The organism is Halomonas sp. KHS3 (assembly GCF_000830495.1).
GTDB classification, from domain to species: Bacteria; Pseudomonadota; Gammaproteobacteria; order Pseudomonadales; family Halomonadaceae; genus Vreelandella; species Vreelandella titanicae.
Window position 1 is genome coordinate 1,404,461 of the sequence record NZ_JWHY01000002.1, and the last position, 17,129, is coordinate 1,421,589.

Genomic DNA, 17,129 nt, shown 5'->3' on the forward strand with positions numbered 1-17,129 from the left:
TTCATGTTACTTCACTTGGCGAATTTTCTGTCGCAGTACCAATCTGATTTTCAGGTAGTCAATTATTTAACCCTGCGCGTGATTTTAGGCGCTCTCACCTCATTAATGCTCTGCTTATGGCTGGGGCCATGGATGATCCGCAAACTGGTCGAGGGGCAAATCGGTCAATCCGTGCGTGACGATGGCCCTCAGTCCCATCTTTCCAAGGCGGGTACCCCGACCATGGGGGGAGCGATGATTCTGTTGGCCATTGCCATGAGTACCTTGCTATGGGGTGACCTAACCAATCTTTATATTTGGGTGGTGTTAGGCGTCACACTAGGTTTTGGTGCTATCGGCTGGGTCGATGATTACCGCAAAGTAGTGGAGAAAAATCCGCGTGGCTTACCCGCCCGCTGGAAGTATTTCTGGCAGTCGGTGGTGGGGATTGGGGCGGCAGTGCTGCTTTATTTGACTGCCTCAACGCCGGTCGAAACCAGCTTGTTAGTGCCAATGTTCAAAGAGGTCGCACTGCCGCTGGGCCTATTCTATATCGTGCTCACCTACTTAGTGATTGTGGGCAGTTCCAATGCGGTTAATTTGACCGATGGTCTGGATGGCTTGGCAATTATGCCTACGGTACTGGTGGCCATGGGCTTGTCAGTGTTTGCTTATGCCAGCGGTAATACCGTGTTTGCCGAGTATTTACATATTCCGTTTATTGCCGGTACCGGTGAGCTGGCGGTTTTTTGTGCCACCATTGCCGGTGCCGGGCTTGGCTTTTTATGGTTCAACACTTACCCCGCCCAGGTCTTTATGGGCGACGTAGGTGCCTTGGCGTTAGGGGCTGCGTTGGGCGTGGTGGCAGTGATCGTGCGTCAGGAGATCGTGCTGTTTATTATGGGCGGTATTTTTGTCATGGAGACGGTGTCGGTCATTCTTCAGGTGGGATCCTATAAGCTTACCGGGCGGCGCATCTTTCGCATGGCGCCATTGCATCACCACTATGAATTGAAAGGTTGGCCTGAGCCGCGGGTAATCGTGCGTTTTTGGATCATTACCGTGGTGCTGGTGCTGCTCGGCCTCGCAACGCTCAAGGTTCGTTAATGAAAGTTCGTTGATGCAAATGGCCAAAAGTGAATCGACGGGTCGAGAGCATGAGGCGAGAGGAAACCGGTGATGGTTCGAGTTGCTAAAGGATTAACGCTAGTGGTGGGGCTGGGGCTGTCGGGTCGAGCGATATGCCGCCATTTAAGCCGCTTAAAAGTGCCCTACATGGTAGCGGATACACGTGCCGAACCTCCGGGGTTGGATGACTTTAAAGCCGCTCATCCGGGTGTTGAAGTTCACTGTGGCCCGTTAACGTTGCTGGATCTGCGTGATGTTGATGAGGTGGTGGTTAGCCCTGGTCTTGATCCGAGAATGCCGGGCTTGATAGAGCTGGCGGATCAACTAAACCCGCGCACAGGTGAGCCGATGGTGGTGGGCGAGATAGCCCTCTTTGTTCGCGCCGCTAACGCCCCCATCGCCGCTATTACCGGATCCAATGCCAAGTCAACAGTCACTTCGCTGCTGGGAGAAATGGCCGCTGCTGCCGGTGTTAATGCGGCGGTAGGGGGAAATCTTGGTACCCCCGCGCTGGATCTGTTGGCCAGCCATCCCGATGCCGCGCTCTATGTCTTAGAACTTTCAAGCTTTCAGCTTGAAATGACGCCCCACCTGAATGCCAGTTGTGCTGCCTTTCTGAACTTATCCGAAGACCACCTGGATCGCCATGGGGATATGCACGGCTATCGTACCGCCAAACAGCGTATTTTTATTGGTGCCAAGCACGCCGTGGTGAATGCCGATGATCCTAACACGTGGCCTGAATATCCCGTTGACCAAGTGACTTACTTTACGCAAGCAGCCTCAAAGGGGAGCGAGTGGGGGCTGGCGCTTCACCACGAGAAGCTGACGTTAATGCAGGGCTTCACCCCTTGGTTGGCTATTGATGAGTTAAAAATGGCCGGCCAGCACAACTATCTCAATGCTTTGGCGGCACTGGCCATGGGGCAGGTGCTGGGCTTTGCGGCTGAGCCCATGTGCAGCGCGCTGCGGGAATTTAAAGGCTTGGTACACCGCAGCGAAGTGATTGCAGAAATTAACGGCGTCACCTGGGTTAACGACACCAAAGGCACCAATGTTGGGGCCACGCTGGCGGCGATTAACGGCATTGGCGCAACGCTGGAAGGCCGTTTGATTTTACTCGCGGGCGGGATTGGCAAAGGCGCAGATTTTACCCCGTTGGCCAAACCCTTAACAGCCTGCGCGCGTCACGTGCTGTTGTTTGGCAGAGACGCTCCGCTACTGGCCGAGGCGCTGCATGGGCACGTAACGACCCAGCAAGTTGACGATTTAACCCAGGCCATGCAGGCAGCCTTTGAACTCGCCCAGCCGGGTGACTGTGTGCTGCTCTCACCCGCCTGTGCAAGCCTGGATCAATTTGCCAATTACCCAGCGCGCGGCGAGGCATTTCGTCGCTGGGTGCTGGATAAAGCATCGACTACAGCCGAGGAAGCGCCATGAGTCGAATTCAGCGTCTGCGCACGGTGCTTACCACTCGGGATCTACCCTGCGACGTGTGGCTCATTGTAGCGGCGGCTGCTTTGGCTGGGTTGGGCTGGGTCATGGTCAGCTCGGCGTCGATTGGCTTGCTGGAAGATACCTATCACTACTCACGCCAGCACGGCGTTTTCCTTGTGCTTGCCATCATCGCCTGCGTATTTATGCTCTGTGTGCCGCTTGAAGTGTGGCGACAAAACGCAGCGCTGATTCTGCTCGCCACTATTTTTCTATTGGTTTTGGTGCTGATTGTTGGTCAGGAGATCAATGGTAGTAAGCGCTGGATAGCGTTGCCGGGACCCTTGCCGAGTTTACAGGTCTCTGAATTTGCCAAAGTCGGGCTAATTTTCTATATGGCGGCGTTTATGTCGCGTTTTACCTACGATTTGCGTCGCCGAGCGTTCAGCATGTGGCGCCCTCTGGCCGTGCTGGCCGTACCGGTTGGGCTGCTATTTTTAGCACCTGATTTCGGCGGGATGGTGGTCTTTACCGTCTGTGTGATTGGCATGCTGATGATGTGCGGTGCTTCGCTGGTGCTGCTGGTTGGCAGCGGGCTGCTGCTCGGCTCCGGGGCGGTGGTAATGGTGTTGATAGAACCCTACCGGCTGGCCCGGTGGACCAGTTTTTTAGACCCCTGGGCCGATCAGTTTGCAACCGGCTACCAGTTAACCCAAGCGTTAATCGCCTTCGGACGGGGGCACGTCACCGGTACTGGCTTGGGTAACAGTGTGCAAAAACTGCATTACCTGCCCGAAGCGCATACCGACTTTATCTTTGCCGTAATCGCTGAAGAGTTGGGCATGATCGGCGCGATTATCGTCGTGCTGTTGTTCACGCTGTTTATTGCCCGCGCTATGTGGATAGGGCGCAAAGCTGAACTGGCAGGGCATCTATTTGGCGCTTATGTAAGCTACGGCATCGGCTTTGTCGTAGCCGCCCAGGCGTTTATTAACATGGCGGTAAGTTCCGGGCTGTTGCCGACTAAAGGGCTAACGCTGCCGCTGATGAGCTATGGCGGCTCTAGCCTGCTAGTGACAGGCGTAATGGTTGGGCTACTGCTGCGCACGGATGCTGAAACACGTCATCGCCCCCGACGCGCGTCCACCCCCTATAAATCGCGCCATGAACCGCGTTTATCGTAACGCTATGCCGCTTGGTGCTACCAGGAGTTTGATGTGACGACTAACGTTAGCCGACGAGTACTGATTATGGCGGGGGGCACCGGCGGCCACGTGTTCCCAGCCTTGTCACTCGCCAACGCTTTGCAGGCGCAGCAGGTCGACGTTGAGTGGTTGGGCAGTCCTAGAGGAATTGAAAACCGCCTGGTGCCCGAAGCGGGCATTAAATTACATACCATTGCGGTTAGTGGGCTGCGCGGCAATGGCTTGACGGGCTGGCTAAAAGCACCGCTAAACCTGAGTCGTGCGGTACTGCAGGCGCGTGCGGTTATTCGCGACTTCAAGCCTCATGTGGTGGTCGGCTTGGGTGGCTTTGCCAGTGGTCCTGGCGGGTTAGCCGCTTGGCTGACGCGCGTTCCTTTAGTGATTCATGAGCAGAATGCCGTGGCAGGCCTGACCAATCGCGTGCTGTCACGACTCGCCAAGCGTACCTATGCCGCTTTCCCCGAGGCCTTTGGGGCGCGTGCCGACGTCATTGGCAATCCAGTGCGTGACGATATCGCCGCCTTAGGGAATACCCCAAAAGATGCGGAGAGCCTCTCTGCAAGGCCTCTGCGGTTGCTGGTGGTGGGAGGCTCGCTCGGTGCCGTCGCCCTTAACGAGCGCCTGGCCCCCGCGCTGGCAGCTCTGCCCATTGAGCGTCGCCCCCAGGTGCGCCATCAGGCGGGTAAAAACCGTGAAAAGACCACTGCTGAAAATTATCAGCAGCACGGCGTGAGCGCCGAGGTTAGCCCCTTTATTGACGATATGGCCGCTGCCTATGAGTGGGCCGACTTAGTGGTGTGTCGCTCAGGCGCCTTGACTGTCGCGGAGTTGGCTGCCGCGGCCAAGCCAGCGCTGCTAGTGCCGTTTCCTTTTGCCGTTGATGACCATCAGCGGATCAACGCCCAGGTACTCGTCAAGGCGGGGGCGGCAAAGTGCGTGGTTCAGTCTGAGCTCACCGTTGAGCGGTTAAGTGAATTTTTAAATCAATTGCTCGTCCCAAATACCCTGGCTGCGATGGCGGCGAATGCACGTCAGGCCGCCCATTTAGACGCCACAAAGCGCTTGGCTGAAGGGTGTTTGGCGATGGTGCCGTTAGGAGACTCTGCGTGATCGATTCAGACAAAACCATGACACCCTCACGTTCTGCCGCTGGCCCCGGCATGCGCCGAATTCGGCGACTCCATTTTGTCGGCATTGGTGGCGCAGGGATGTGCGGTATTGCCGAGGTGTTAGCGAATCAAGGTTACACCGTGAGCGGTAGTGATGCGAAAACCTCTTCGGTCGTGGAGCGGCTGCGGCAATGCGGTGTTGGTGTGGCGATCGGGCATGCCGAGGCCAATGTCGAGGGCGCTGATGTGGTGGTGGTGTCGAGCGCCATTGATGAAACCAATCCGGAAATACGCTGGGCCCATGAGCACCGCGTGCCGGTGGTGCGCCGGGCTGAAATGCTCGCTGAACTAATGCGTTTTCGTCACGGTATTGCCGTGGCGGGTACCCATGGTAAAACCACCACGACCAGCTTGACGGCAACATTGCTGGCTGAAGGGGGGCTCGATCCCACCTTTGTGATTGGTGGCAAGCTGACCAGTGCCGGTGCCAATGCCCGCTTAGGTGAGGGCGACTATTTAGTTGCCGAAGCCGATGAGTCCGACGCCTCCTTTTTGCATCTACAGCCGATGGTGTCGGTTGTCACCAATATCGATGCTGACCATATGGCGACCTATGGCGGCGACTTTGAACGGCTCAAAAGTACCTTTATCGAATTCCTACACAACTTGCCGTTTTATGGCTTGGCTGTGCTGTGTATCGATGACCCCCATGTGCGCGTGCTGTGTGAACAGGTGAAGCGGCAGTTCGTGACCTATGGGTTTGATAGCGATGCCGATTACCGGATTGTTGATTTTGCCCAGCGTGGCGGTGAAGTGACGTTCACGGCGCTACGCCCTGGTGGCGCTGCGCAGTTAAATGTCCGTTTGGCTATGCCGGGGCGCCACAATGCTCTAAACGCCATGGCGGCAATTGTGGTAGCCACCGATGCTGGTGTGAGCGATAGCGCTATTTTGAGTGGTTTGGCAGGTTTTGCCGGTGTTGGTCGCCGTTTTCAGGTGCATGGTCATTTCCCTGCACCTCAAGGGGGCGGCGATATCATGCTGGTGGATGACTATGGCCACCATCCTCGTGAAGTTGATATGGTCATTCAGGCGATTCGTGCAGGCTGGCCAGATCGTCGCCTAGTCATGCTTTATCAGCCCCATCGCTATAGCCGTACCCGCGATTTATACGAAGATTTTGTCAGGGTGCTTTCTCAAGTCGATACGCTTGTGCTGCTTGATGTTTACAGTGCCGGTGAAGCGGTTATTCCTGGTGCCGAAGGAAAAACCTTGGCGGGCTCCATTCGTCAGCGTGGTGACGTCGACCCGCTATTTGTCGAGCATAAACACGAACTGCCTGCGCTGTTAACCAACGTATTGCGCCCAGGCGATATTTTAATAACCCAGGGTGCCGGTGATGTGGGTGGGATCTCCCTGCGCCTGGCCCAGGCACAGCTAGCGATGAACGAGGTGGATCTGTGAGTGTTGACGTAGCAACTCCCCAGTCTCTTGAAAAAGTCGTTGTCGTTTACGGTGGCACCTCTGCTGAACGCGAGGTGTCGCTGAAAAGCGGGTCGGCGGTGCTTGCGGCGCTGCAGCGTAAAGGTGTCAACGCCTGCGGCTATGATCCCCGCGACAACGGCCTAGTGGGCTTGGAACGACTGGCTCCTTCGCTTGTCTTTGTGGCTCTGCATGGCCGCGGCGGGGAAGACGGCACCCTACAGGGCGCGCTAGAACTGCTCGACATTCCTTATACCGGCAGCGGGGTGCTTGCTTCGGCCCTGGGGATGGATAAGCAGCGCACCAAGCAGGTATGGAGCGCAGTTGGGCTACCCACTCCGGAAAGTATTATGTTGGAGGCAACGGCGGAGTGGTCCGCCGTGGTCGAGCAACTTGGCTTGCCGTTGATTGTGAAGCCTGTGCATGAGGGGTCGACGCTGGGTATTAGCATTGTAAAAAGCCAGGCAGCGCTTGAAGCGGCTTATCACGAGGCGGCCCAGTTCGACGCCCGCGTGATGGCGGAGCGTTTTGTGGTGGGTGAAGAGTATACCGTTGCGCTGCTAGGTGATCAGGTGCTGCCGGCGATTCGTGTTGAAGTACCGGGTGGTTTCTACGACTACGAGGCCAAATATATCGCTAATACCACCCAGTATCACTTGCCCTGCGGTTTGTCGGCGCAACATGAGGCTGAGCTTGCATTGCTTTGCCAGCAGGCGTTTGCCGCTATCGGTGGAGTCGGCTGGGGCCGGGTTGATGTCATGCGTGATAGTGAAGGGCGTTTTTGGCTGTTGGAAGTCAATACGGTGCCAGGTATGACCGATCATAGTTTGGTACCTCAAGCGGCGGCTCATGCGGGCATTAGCTTTGATGATCTAGTGTTACGAATACTCAATACCGCAGGCGAGCAGTTCACAGCATGAGTAATGACCTGTTTAAAAGCGCCTTTTTAAAAAGTGCCTTATGAAAAAGCGTAACGCTTGGTTGGGAATTCTCCTGCTGGCGCTACTTATGGGAGCTGGCGGGCGGGCGCTTTGGCTGTGGCTGGATCGTCCGATTGAACGTGTGTCTATTCGCGGTGAATGGGAGTACGTCAGCGCTGACTACCTGCGTACTCAGTTGGCGCCCCTGGTGGTTGATGCCACCTGGTTATCAGCTGATTTGGGTGAATTACGCGACCGTGCACTGCAAGTGGGTTGGTTAAACGAAGTGCGCATTTCCCGTGAGTGGCCGAATGCACTGGTGTTTGAGCTGGTTGAACAGCAGCCTGTCGCACGCTGGAATGATGACTTCTTGCTTAACCCTGAAGGTGAGCCTTTCGCTTTTGCGCCATTATCACCACCTGCAGGTTTACCCGATCTCGCTGGCCCTGCTGGAAGCAGTGAAGAAGTGCTGGATTATTACCACCGGTTAAAACTTCACTTTGAACAGTTATCGTTGAATCTTACTCAACTTCGTTTAGAGCCGCGCGGTGCCTGGCGGCTACAATTAAACGATGGCGCTTGGGTGATGTTAGGTCGGCGTCAGCATGAAGTGCGCTTAGCACGATTGTCGGCTTCATGGCAGCGTGAGTTGTCGTCTCTTGGCGATCAGATTCGTTATATTGACCTGCGCTACCCTAACGGTGTTGCTGTTGCTTGGCATGGAGAAAGTGAATTTACGGTGCAAGATGAGTAGCTCTTCTATTACTTGATGCAAATAAGGTGTAAAAGTGAGTGGTTGCCATCGTTGAAAAAGCCAGTAATCGGCTTTAAATTGCTACCCAAGCCTATTATTGTGGATTTGTACTAGTCGTATTGCGACTATTGTTTCTATACTATGGGCCAGAAGCGGGTTAAATAGTTTTTAATTTCGACTATTGGTACTTAGCGATTGTCTGAAAAGCAGCACTGATTATTTTGGCTAGCACGCTTTCAATGTTAAGCGTTAGATTAAGCGCCACCCTATTTATATTTATTTTTAACAATGACGCAAGGAGATTTCCCGACTCATGGCAGGCTCACCCAACGCATCCAATATGGTGGTCGGGCTGGACATTGGAACGTCCAAGGTCGTCGCGATAGTCGGTCAACCTACCGACGACGGCGGAATTGAAATTGCAGGTATTGGTTCGCATCCTTCGCGTGGCATGAAGCGTGGCGTAGTGATCAATATTGAATCGACTGTGCAGTCTATCCAGCGCGCCGTTGAAGAAGCAGAATTAATGGCCGGTTGTGATATTCACTCGGTATACGTTGGCGTGGCAGGCAGCCATATCAGTTCAATGAACTCGGATGGCGTTGTCGCTATTAAAGAGCGTGAGGTAACGCCCTCCGATATTGAACGTGTGATTGACTCCGCGCGGGCGCGTGCCATCTCTGAAGGCCAGCGAGTGCTGCATGTGCTGCCCCAAGAGTTCTCGATTGATGCCCAGGGGGGCATTCGTGAGCCGCTTGGCATGTCCGGTGTGCGCTTGGAAGCACAGGTGCACTTAGTGACAGCCGCATTAAACGCGGTGCAGAATATTGAGAAGTGTGTGCGCCGCTGCGGTCTTGAAGTTGATGCTATTATCTTAGAGCAGCTCGCCTCTAGTATGGCCGTGCTGACTGAAGATGAGCGTGAACTGGGCGTCTGTATGGTCGACATTGGTGGTGGAACCACCGACATGGCTATTTTCAGCGAAGGCGCCATACGCCATACGGCGGTGATTCCTATCGCCGGGGATCAAGTCACTAACGATATCGCCATGGCGTTGCGAACACCCACGCAGCACGCTGAAGAGATCAAAGTTAAATACGCTTGCGCGCTAACCCATTTAGCCGCCAGCGATGAAATGATTAAAGTACCTAGCGTAGGTGATCGTCCAGCGCGTGATCTATCGCGCCAAGCGCTTGCTGAAGTGGTAGAACCACGCTACGAAGAGCTATTTACGCTAGTGAGAGACGAATTGCGCCGTAGTGGCTATGAAGACATGGTGGCTGCTGGGATAGTGCTTACCGGCGGTACCTCGCGCATGGAAGGGGTTAGCGAATTGGCAGAAGAGATTTTCCATATGCCCGTTCGTATCGCATGTCCGCAGAATGTAAGAGGTTTGGCGGACGTCGTTTGTAATCCCATTTATGCGACGGGCGTTGGTCTGCTGCATTATGCCTTGCAGGAAACGCGTCATGGGCAAGGTCTAAGAAGCCACGGGGGAGTGGTTGCAGCCCATAAGGGCCGTAACGAGCTTGCCCGGCGTGATATCAAGGAAGACCATTCGGCGCTGGCAAGAATTAAAGGCTGGTTCAAAGGAAATTTCTGACAGGGCCGCAAGCGCGGTTCAGGAGACGGGGCTTATGTTCGAATTGGTAGATAACGCACCCTCGAGCAGTGCGGTCATCAAAGTGGTTGGCGTTGGCGGCGGTGGCGGCAATGCTGTTAACCACATGGTCGAAAGCAATATTGAAGGCGTTGAGTTTATCTGCGCCAACACGGACGCCCAGGCGCTGAAACGCTGTGCAGCGAAGACGGTGTTGCAATTGGGTAGCGAAATCACTAAAGGATTAGGCGCAGGTGCCAATCCCGACGTGGGCCGCCAAGCCGCAATGGAAGACCGCGAACGCATTGCGGAATTGCTGGTCGGTGCCGATATGGTCTTCATCACTGCTGGTATGGGCGGTGGTACGGGCACAGGAGGTGCGCCGGTGGTTGCCCAGGTCGCCAAGGAACTGGGGATTCTCACCGTTGCGGTAGTGACGCGCCCCTTCCCCTTTGAAGGGCCAAAGCGTATGCGCGCTGCTGAAGAGGGCATGAAAGAGCTCTCTGAGCACGTGGATTCGCTGATCACTATTCCTAATGAAAAATTGCTTTCTGTGCTGGGCAAGAGTGCCACGCTACTGACGGCCTTTAGTGCGGCGAACGATGTGCTGCTGGGGGCTGTTCAAGGTATCGCAGAACTGATCACCAGCCCGGGCATCATCAACGTCGATTTTGCTGATGTGCGCACCGTTATGTCTGAAATGGGCATGGCGATGATGGGTACCGGTGGTGCCACGGGTGAAAATCGTGCTCGCGAAGCCGCCGAGAAAGCGATCCGCAGCCCGCTGCTGGAAGATATCGACCTTCACGGCGCACGCGGTATCTTGGTCAACATTACTGCAGGCCCCGATTTGTCGATCGGCGAGTTCAACGATGTAGGCGCTACCGTCCAGGAGTTTGCGTCTCCAGATGCCACCATTGTCGTCGGCACCTCCATTGATATGGAAATGTCCGACGAACTGCGTGTCACTGTTGTTGCCGCCGGCTTGGATGGGCAAAAGCCTAAGGCGGCCGCGCGCGAGCCTGCCCGTCGGTCAGCTGCAGAGTCCTCGGATTACCGCAAGTTGCAACAGCCAACGGTAATGCGTCAGCAGGCAACAGCACGCGCTGAAGCACCCGAAGCGGCCGCAAAACCGCGTCCTGAAAAGCGTCGCGCTTCCGAAGCCGATGACTATCTGGACATCCCCGCGTTTCTACGCCGTCAGGCGGATTGATTCTCGCTATCAGGCTCATTGCAACAGCGAGCGAGCGTTTTATTGGCTAAAACGCTCGTTTGCTGTTAAAGTGAACACTGTTTGATAACTTTTCCCCTGCGGTTATTACCGTCATTAGAGCTCGGCTACTATCCATGATCAGACAACGCACCCTACAAAACGTCATTCGCGCCACCGGAGTGGGCCTGCATTCTGGCAAAAAAGTCCACTTAGCTCTGCGTCCGGCGCCGGCCAATACTGGGATTGTGTTTGTTAGAACCGATCTGGATCCCGTTGCGCACGTTCCCGCACGGGCAGAATTGGTTGAAGATACCAAGCTATGTACTGCTCTTGTGTTTAACGGGGTCAAGGTAGCTACCGTTGAGCACCTGATGTCGGCCTTTGCTGGGTTGGGTATCGATAACGCCTATGTGGATGTTAGTGAACCTGAAGTGCCTATTATGGACGGCAGTGCGAGTCCATTTGTGTTTTTAATCCAATCAGCGGGAATTTTAGAGCAGGATGCTGCGAAGAAATTCATTCGTATCAAGCACCGTGTAGCGGTGACCGATGGCGATAAAGAAGCGGTGTTCTTACCCCATCAAGGGTTCAAAGTCTCCTTTGCAATCGACTTTGATCATCCTGTTTTTGAGCAGCAGAAACAGACCGCGTTGATCGATTTCTCGACCACGTCCTTCGTTAAAGAAGTTTCCCGTGCACGTACTTTCGGGTTTATGCGCGACTTAGAGTTCTTACGCTCTAACAATCTGGCGCTAGGCGGAAGTCTAGACAACGCCATTGTGGTGGATGATTACCGCATCGTTAATGAAGGCGGCCTGCGCTACGAAGATGAGTTTGTTAAGCACAAAGTATTGGATGCTATCGGTGACTTGTACCAGCTGGGTTATAGCCTGATCGGCGAGTTCCGTGGGGTGAAATCTGGCCACGCACTCAATAATCAGCTCTGTCGCGAATTGATGGCGCAGCCCGATGCCTATGAAATTGTCACCTTTGAAGAGGAAAAGGCGGTTGCGCCGATCTCTTATGCCGCACCTGCAATGGCGTGATGTAGCTAGGCTTCGCTTTTTATATTAGCGCTTTTTTACTTTTTGATTCATAAAGCATCGCTTAGGCGGTGCTTTATGCTTTTAAGAGTGTGGCGATAAGGCACTAAGCCTGATGGGAAGAGAAATGGTGTGAGCGTTACTTGGCTGGCCGAGCATGAGATGCAAGCCGTTCCAAGGCACGTTTTAGCGCTGGATTGGTAGTATCTTCAGCGCACTCGGAAAGGGTTTTGCCCGCGTCGGCCGACAGACTACGCGTGTTACGCTTTGGTGCCACAATAGGGCGTACAGGGCGTACCTTAAAGGTAAAGCCGCTGGCTCCTTCAAAGCCAGGCAGTTGATGGAGCAGTTCCAATAAGCGCCGCTGTTCGAAGCGTAACCACGTCAGCCAGCTTGCCTGACCGCTAATCAGGGTTAAACGACCTTCGCTAAAGCCACCCACAAAAATATGTTCGCGCATCTCTTCGGGCAAGTGGGCGCGCAAGTGTCGCTGGGCCTGATCGATGAGACGAGATAGGCGCATTAACTGATTAATATCACCCGACTTGGAGAGCAGACGGGCGATGGGCTGTGCGCGAGAACGCTTAACCTTTATACTCATACGCTTAATTCCTAGGGTGCTGCTGTTTAGGCACCGCTACTAATGACGTCGGCCACCTTCGCCGATGGCTGATTAGTAAACTCTACCACGCTCAGGAGCCGGTCTACAGCATGTCACCTACGCTTGATGTTCAATCAGCTTTGCCGCGGCGCCATCGCCGTTACGGTTTAGCGCGTTGGTGGCTGGCCGGTCTGTTGGTGAGTTGTCTTTTACCCGCCAGTTTAGGCCCTGCAGATGCATTCCGCGGCGGTGAGCGTAGCGTCACGATCTGTTTCTGGGTGCCCGCGATTTTACGCGCCCAGTCCCACTGGGTGGCCAGGCGTCGGCGCGCGCTGCAACGTTTTGCTCAAAGCCCCCAGCGCTTTGCGCCTGTTCGGCGTCTATGTCTCTGGCTAGCCCCGATGGCTATGCTGGTCGCCGCCCGGGATGTCTTGACCCAGCGCGGCCCGCCTTCCCGCTAAGTCTGTCGATAATACATCTACTTTGTGCATGCTCTAGAGATAAACAGCATGCATTGAAAGGGCAATGTCCGCTGGGACGCTCGTGAATACTTGGATATTTCATGCTTAATAATTTATTACGAAAAGTCGTGGGCTCTAAAAACGACCGCGATGTCAAACGCATGCACAAGAAGGTGCCGCAGGTTAACGCATTAGAAGCAGAGCTTGAGGCGATTAGCGATGCTGAACTGCAAGGTAAAACCGCCGAGCTGCGCCAGCGCTTAGAAGCCGGTGAGTCGCTTGATTCGCTGTTAGCGCCCGCCTTTGCGATCGTGCGAGAAGCCAGTAAGCGCGTTATGGGCATGCGTCACTTCGATGTGCAGATGGTAGGCGGCATGACCCTGCACCGTGGCCGCATCGCTGAAATGAAAACCGGTGAGGGTAAAACGCTGGTGGCGACGCTGGCGGTGTACCTGAATGCATTGCCGGGTAAAGGGGTGCACGTGGTCACGGTGAACGACTACTTGGCTCGCCGTGATGCTGAGTGGATGCGTCCGCTGTATGAATTTCTGGGCCTTACCATTGGCGTCATTTTCTCCGGCCAGACAGGCGAAGAGAAGCGTCATGCGTACCAGTGTGATATTACCTATGGCACCAACAACGAGTTCGGCTTCGATTATCTACGCGATAACATGGCGTTCTCGTTAGAAGATAAAGTTCAGCGTGGCCTGCACTATGCGATTGTCGATGAGGTTGACTCGATTCTTATCGATGAAGCGCGTACGCCGCTGATTATTTCCGGTGCGGTCGATGAGAATACCGACCTCTATAAAGTCGTCAATCAACTTGCCCAGCAGCTTGAAAAAGGCGAAGAGATTGAAGATGAGGAAGCCACGGTTGTTGGTGACTTCTTGGTCGACGAGAAGCAGAAGCAAGTAGAGTTAACCGAGCAAGGGCATAATAAAGTTGAAGAGCTGATGCGCGCTGAAGGTTTATTGGGCGATGACGAGTCGCTGTATGCCGCGCAAAACCTTAACTTGCTTCAGCATATGCACTCGGCGCTGCGCGCCCGCCATCTCTATAACCGTGATGTCGACTACATCATCTCTGAAGGTCAGGTGGTGATCGTCGACGAGCACACCGGCCGCTCTATGCCCGGGCGCCGCTGGTCGGAAGGGTTGCACCAAGCCGTCGAGGCCAAAGAGGGCGTCACGGTGCAGCGCGAAAGCCAAACGCTAGCCTCAACGACGTTCCAGAACTACTTCCGTCTGTATGAAAAACTCGCCGGGATGACCGGTACGGCGGATACTGAAGCCTTTGAGTTTCGGCAAATTTACGGCCTCGACGTGGTGGTGATTCCCACCAATCGGCCACTGGCCCGTAAAGACCTCAACGATCTGGTTTATTTGAGCGCTGAAGAGAAGTACGAAGCGATCATCAAAGATGTCAAAACCGAGACCGAAGCCGGGCGTCCAGTGTTGGTGGGTACGGCTTCTATTGAGACATCCGAGTACCTTGCCAAGCTGATGCGCGAGGCGGGTCTTACGTTCAATGTGCTTAACGCCAAGCAGCACCAGAGTGAAGCGGAGATCATTGCTCAGGCAGGCCGCCCAGGGGCGATTACGATCGCCACCAACATGGCCGGTCGTGGCACCGATATCGTTCTAGGGGGTAACTGGGAGGCCGAAGTCGCCAAGCTGCAAAACCCTAGCCAAGAACAGATTGAAGCGTTAAAAGTCGAGTGGCAAGCGCGCCATGATGGTGTGCTCGCCGCTGGCGGCCTGCATGTGGTGGGCTCTGAACGCCACGAGTCCCGGCGTATCGATAACCAGCTGCGTGGCCGTGCCGGACGCCAGGGTGACCCCGGCTCAACGCGCTTCTTCTTGTCGCTTGAAGATAGTCTGATGCGCCTGTTCGGCTCTGACCGCGTCAAACGCTTGATGCAGGCATTGGGGCTTGAGCATGGCGAAGCCATTGAGCATAAAATGGTCTCTAACGCCGTTGAGCGTGCCCAGAAGAAAGTTGAAGGGCGTAACTTCGATATTCGTAAGCAGCTACTTGAGTACGACGACGTTGCCAACGATCAGCGCCGGGTGATCTACGACCAGCGCAATGAGATTCTGGCCGCGGACGATGTGGCTGATGCCGTTATTGGTATCCGCGAAGAGGTGATGGAGACGGCCATCAGCGACTACGTGCCGCCCCAAAGCCTGCCCGAGCAGTGGGATCTGCCCGGCTTGGAAGCGCACTTGAAGACGGAGTTCAACCTTGACGCACCGGTGGTTAAATGGGCCGCCGAAGATGATCGCTTTAGTGAAGAGCAGTTGCGTGAACGGCTGCAGACTATGCACCGCGAGGCCTATGCAGCCAAAATCGAGGCGGCTGGCGAGAAGCTGATTCGTCGCTTTGAGAAGCAGGTCATGCTGCAAGTGCTGGACACGCGTTGGAAAGAACACCTTCAGTCGATGGATCATTTGCGTCGCGGTATCCACCTACGTGGCTATGCTCAGAAAAACCCCAAGCAAGAGTACAAGCGTGAATCCTTTGAACTCTTCCAGCAGCTGTTAGAGCACATTAAAGCCGATGTGACGCGTATTCTGAGCCACGTACAGGTTCGTCAGCCCGAGGAAGTAGACGCCCTTGAGCAACAGCGCCGCGAAGCGCTGGCGCGGGAAACCGCCACGGCGGCAAGCCGTCATGACACCCCGACCCAGGAGCAGCCCGAAACTGAGCAGGAAGCGCCTGGTGTTGATGGCCGCCCTGTGCGTCGCGAAGGCCCGAAAGTGGGCCGCAACGACCCGTGTTTTTGTGGCTCGGGTAAAAAGTACAAGCAGTGCTGTGGAAAACTAAGCTAACGGCGCCCGTTTTGAGACCGTTTTTTGAGACGGTCTGTGAAACGGTCTTTGTCTAAAGGAGAAAATCATGGCGGTTGGAAACACTCCCTTTCCAGAGTTGCCACCCCTAAAAGGGGTGCGCCTGGGGGTTGCAATGGCGGGTATCAAAAAGCCGGATCGTCGTGATGTAGTGGTGATTGAACTGCCCGAGACCGTGACGGTGTCTGGGGTCTTTACCCGTAATGCGTTCTGCGCAGCGCCCGTTTTGGTGGCCAAGCAACACCTCGAGCAGTGCCGGGCAGAACACCGTTCGCCACGCTTTTGGCTGATCAACACTGGCAATGCTAACGCAGGTACGGGTGAAGCAGGTTTGCGGGATGCCAGGGCTAGCTGTGCAGAACTGGCTAAACAAGCCGGTGTGTCGTCGCAGGACGTGCTGCCGTTTTCAACCGGCGTAATTGGCGAGCCGCTGCCGATGGAGCGTCTGCTAGCGGGATTGGCACCGGCGCTTGAAAGCATGGCCAGCGACAGTGTTGCCTGGGAACACGCAGGCCAAGGTATTTTAACCACCGATACTCGTGCCAAAGGCGCCAGTGTCACGGTTGAAATAGGCAATCAGCAGGTAACGATTAACGGCATCACGAAAGGGTCTGGCATGATCAAGCCCAATATGGCGACCATGCTGGGCTTTGTGGTGACCGATGCAACTATCGAAGCACCGCTGCTGGATCGGCTACTGCGTGAAACCGTCGATCGCTCGTTTAACTGCATCACGGTGGATAGCGATACCTCTACCAATGACGCTTGTATGTTGGCAGCGACCGGCACAGGCCCCCGCATTGCCGATGATGAGCAGATTGCCGTTTTCAGCAACGCCTTGCAGCGGGTAATGACCGAGCTGGCGCAGGCGATTATTCGCGACGCCGAGGGCGCAACCAAATTCGTTACCCTTCAGGTCGACGAAGCGAAAAGTCGTCAAGAGGCGCTCGATGTGGCCTTTACTGTTGCGCACTCACCGCTAGTCAAAACAGCGCTTTACGCTTCAGATGCTAATTGGGGACGTATTTTGGCCGCGGTAGGACGAGCGCCTGTAAGCGACTTTGATGTCAACCGTGTGGTGATTGATTTAGGCGATGTACGTCTAGTTGAAAATGGCGGGCGTGCTGCAGGCTATACCGAAGCGGCAGGAAGCGCCGTCATGGCCGAGTCAGAAATTACCATTCGCATTAACTTGGGGCGCGGCGAGGAAAGTGCCACGGTATGGACCTCCGACCTCTCCCATGACTATGTGTCTATTAACGCGGATTACCGCAGCTAATCAGTCTCCCCCTGTGTGGGGCGTTGGTTGGCAGGGGTAGTGGGCACACGCAGCGATATAGCACCGATG

14 protein-coding genes are annotated in these 17,129 nt (G+C 55.1%); 13 read left to right on the top strand and 1 reads right to left on the bottom strand.

Going from position 1 to position 17,129, the window contains the following annotated elements; translation table 11 throughout:
- Positions 1–3: 3 nt before the first annotated feature.
- From mraY to lpxC, 10 genes are all read left to right on the top strand, one after another.
- Positions 4–1,086 carry a phospho-N-acetylmuramoyl-pentapeptide-transferase gene (gene mraY, locus RO22_RS08515; RefSeq protein WP_022523905.1) on the top strand — a complete coding sequence of 361 codons (1,083 nt, stop codon included), beginning with the start codon at positions 4–6 and terminating at the stop codon, positions 1,084–1,086.
- Positions 1,087–1,158: 72 nt separating this feature from the next.
- The gene (murD, locus tag RO22_RS08520) at positions 1,159–2,547 is read left to right on the top strand and encodes a UDP-N-acetylmuramoyl-L-alanine--D-glutamate ligase (protein ID WP_041158056.1); all 1,389 of its coding nucleotides are present in this window, start codon (positions 1,159–1,161) and stop codon (positions 2,545–2,547) included.
- On the top strand, positions 2,544–3,725 hold the full coding sequence (ftsW, locus tag RO22_RS08525) for a putative lipid II flippase FtsW (RefSeq protein WP_041158057.1): 1,182 nt from the start codon (positions 2,544–2,546) through the stop codon (positions 3,723–3,725). The genes murD and ftsW overlap by 4 nt, the downstream gene beginning before the upstream one ends.
- Before the next feature lie 33 nt (positions 3,726–3,758).
- Positions 3,759–4,856: an undecaprenyldiphospho-muramoylpentapeptide beta-N-acetylglucosaminyltransferase gene (gene murG / locus RO22_RS08530; RefSeq protein ID WP_084625289.1), complete on the top strand. Its 1,098-nt coding sequence runs from the start codon at positions 3,759–3,761 to the stop codon at positions 4,854–4,856.
- A gap of 17 nt (positions 4,857–4,873) precedes the next feature.
- Positions 4,874–6,319, top strand: a complete 1,446-nt coding sequence (gene murC, locus RO22_RS08535) for a UDP-N-acetylmuramate--L-alanine ligase (RefSeq protein ID WP_041158156.1) — start codon at positions 4,874–4,876, stop codon at positions 6,317–6,319.
- Positions 6,316–7,257, top strand: coding sequence for a D-alanine--D-alanine ligase (locus RO22_RS08540; RefSeq protein ID WP_009286394.1), 942 nt, complete (start codon positions 6,316–6,318; stop codon positions 7,255–7,257). The genes murC and RO22_RS08540 overlap by 4 nt, the downstream gene beginning before the upstream one ends.
- A gap of 40 nt (positions 7,258–7,297) precedes the next feature.
- Positions 7,298–8,011 (top strand): cell division protein FtsQ/DivIB, encoded by a 714-nt coding sequence (locus RO22_RS08545; RefSeq protein WP_009286395.1) that lies wholly within the window; start codon positions 7,298–7,300, stop codon positions 8,009–8,011.
- Positions 8,012–8,324: 313 nt separating this feature from the next.
- Positions 8,325–9,614 carry a cell division protein FtsA gene (gene ftsA / locus RO22_RS08550; protein ID WP_022523899.1) on the top strand — a complete coding sequence of 430 codons (1,290 nt, stop codon included), beginning with the start codon at positions 8,325–8,327 and terminating at the stop codon, positions 9,612–9,614.
- Between the two features lie 34 nt (positions 9,615–9,648).
- Positions 9,649–10,824, top strand: a complete 1,176-nt coding sequence (gene ftsZ / locus RO22_RS08555; protein ID WP_022523898.1) for a cell division protein FtsZ — start codon at positions 9,649–9,651, stop codon at positions 10,822–10,824.
- Between the two features lie 134 nt (positions 10,825–10,958).
- Positions 10,959–11,870 carry a UDP-3-O-acyl-N-acetylglucosamine deacetylase gene (gene lpxC, locus RO22_RS08560; RefSeq protein WP_009286396.1) on the top strand — a complete coding sequence of 304 codons (912 nt, stop codon included), beginning with the start codon at positions 10,959–10,961 and terminating at the stop codon, positions 11,868–11,870.
- 136 nt (positions 11,871–12,006) lie between these two features.
- Here the strand turns inward: lpxC and RO22_RS08565 are convergent, their stop codons facing one another.
- Complete coding sequence (locus RO22_RS08565; RefSeq protein WP_041158059.1) at positions 12,007–12,468, bottom strand: DUF721 domain-containing protein; 462 nt, start codon at positions 12,466–12,468, stop codon at positions 12,007–12,009.
- Positions 12,469–12,578: 110 nt separating this feature from the next.
- Here RO22_RS08565 and RO22_RS08570 point away from each other — a divergent pair, with 110 nt between their 5' ends.
- The 3 genes from RO22_RS08570 to argJ all read left to right on the top strand — a co-directional run bounded on the left by RO22_RS08570 (position 12,579) and on the right by argJ (position 17,060).
- Positions 12,579–12,929 carry a hypothetical protein gene (locus RO22_RS08570; protein WP_022523897.1) on the top strand — a complete coding sequence of 117 codons (351 nt, stop codon included), beginning with the start codon at positions 12,579–12,581 and terminating at the stop codon, positions 12,927–12,929.
- 101 nt (positions 12,930–13,030) lie between these two features.
- Positions 13,031–15,763 (top strand): preprotein translocase subunit SecA, encoded by a 2,733-nt coding sequence (secA, locus tag RO22_RS08575; RefSeq protein ID WP_041158060.1) that lies wholly within the window; start codon positions 13,031–13,033, stop codon positions 15,761–15,763.
- Between the two features lie 67 nt (positions 15,764–15,830).
- Positions 15,831–17,060 carry a bifunctional glutamate N-acetyltransferase/amino-acid acetyltransferase ArgJ gene (gene argJ / locus RO22_RS08580; RefSeq protein ID WP_027959100.1) on the top strand — a complete coding sequence of 410 codons (1,230 nt, stop codon included), beginning with the start codon at positions 15,831–15,833 and terminating at the stop codon, positions 17,058–17,060.
- Positions 17,061–17,129 lie beyond the last annotated feature (69 nt).

What these genes read in the sequence shown, in the direction of transcription:
- mraY (WP_022523905.1), top strand. Translation starts at nt 4, where the DNA reads ATGTTACTTCACTTGGCGAATTTTCTGTCGCAGTACCAATCTGATTTT.
- murD (WP_041158056.1), top strand. Translation starts at nt 1,159, where the DNA reads ATGGTTCGAGTTGCTAAAGGATTAACGCTAGTGGTGGGGCTGGGGCTG.
- ftsW (WP_041158057.1), top strand. Translation starts at nt 2,544, where the DNA reads ATGAGTCGAATTCAGCGTCTGCGCACGGTGCTTACCACTCGGGATCTA.
- murC (WP_041158156.1), top strand. Translation starts at nt 4,874, where the DNA reads ATGACACCCTCACGTTCTGCCGCTGGCCCCGGCATGCGCCGAATTCGG.
- RO22_RS08545 (WP_009286395.1), top strand. Translation starts at nt 7,298, where the DNA reads ATGAAAAAGCGTAACGCTTGGTTGGGAATTCTCCTGCTGGCGCTACTT.
- ftsA (WP_022523899.1), top strand. Translation starts at nt 8,325, where the DNA reads ATGGCAGGCTCACCCAACGCATCCAATATGGTGGTCGGGCTGGACATT.
- ftsZ (WP_022523898.1), top strand. Translation starts at nt 9,649, where the DNA reads ATGTTCGAATTGGTAGATAACGCACCCTCGAGCAGTGCGGTCATCAAA.
- lpxC (WP_009286396.1), top strand. Translation starts at nt 10,959, where the DNA reads ATGATCAGACAACGCACCCTACAAAACGTCATTCGCGCCACCGGAGTG.
- RO22_RS08565 (WP_041158059.1), bottom strand. Translation starts at nt 12,468, where the DNA reads ATGAGTATAAAGGTTAAGCGTTCTCGCGCACAGCCCATCGCCCGTCTG.
- RO22_RS08570 (WP_022523897.1), top strand. Translation starts at nt 12,579, where the DNA reads ATGTCACCTACGCTTGATGTTCAATCAGCTTTGCCGCGGCGCCATCGC.
- secA (WP_041158060.1), top strand. Translation starts at nt 13,031, where the DNA reads ATGCTTAATAATTTATTACGAAAAGTCGTGGGCTCTAAAAACGACCGC.
- argJ (WP_027959100.1), top strand. Translation starts at nt 15,831, where the DNA reads ATGGCGGTTGGAAACACTCCCTTTCCAGAGTTGCCACCCCTAAAAGGG.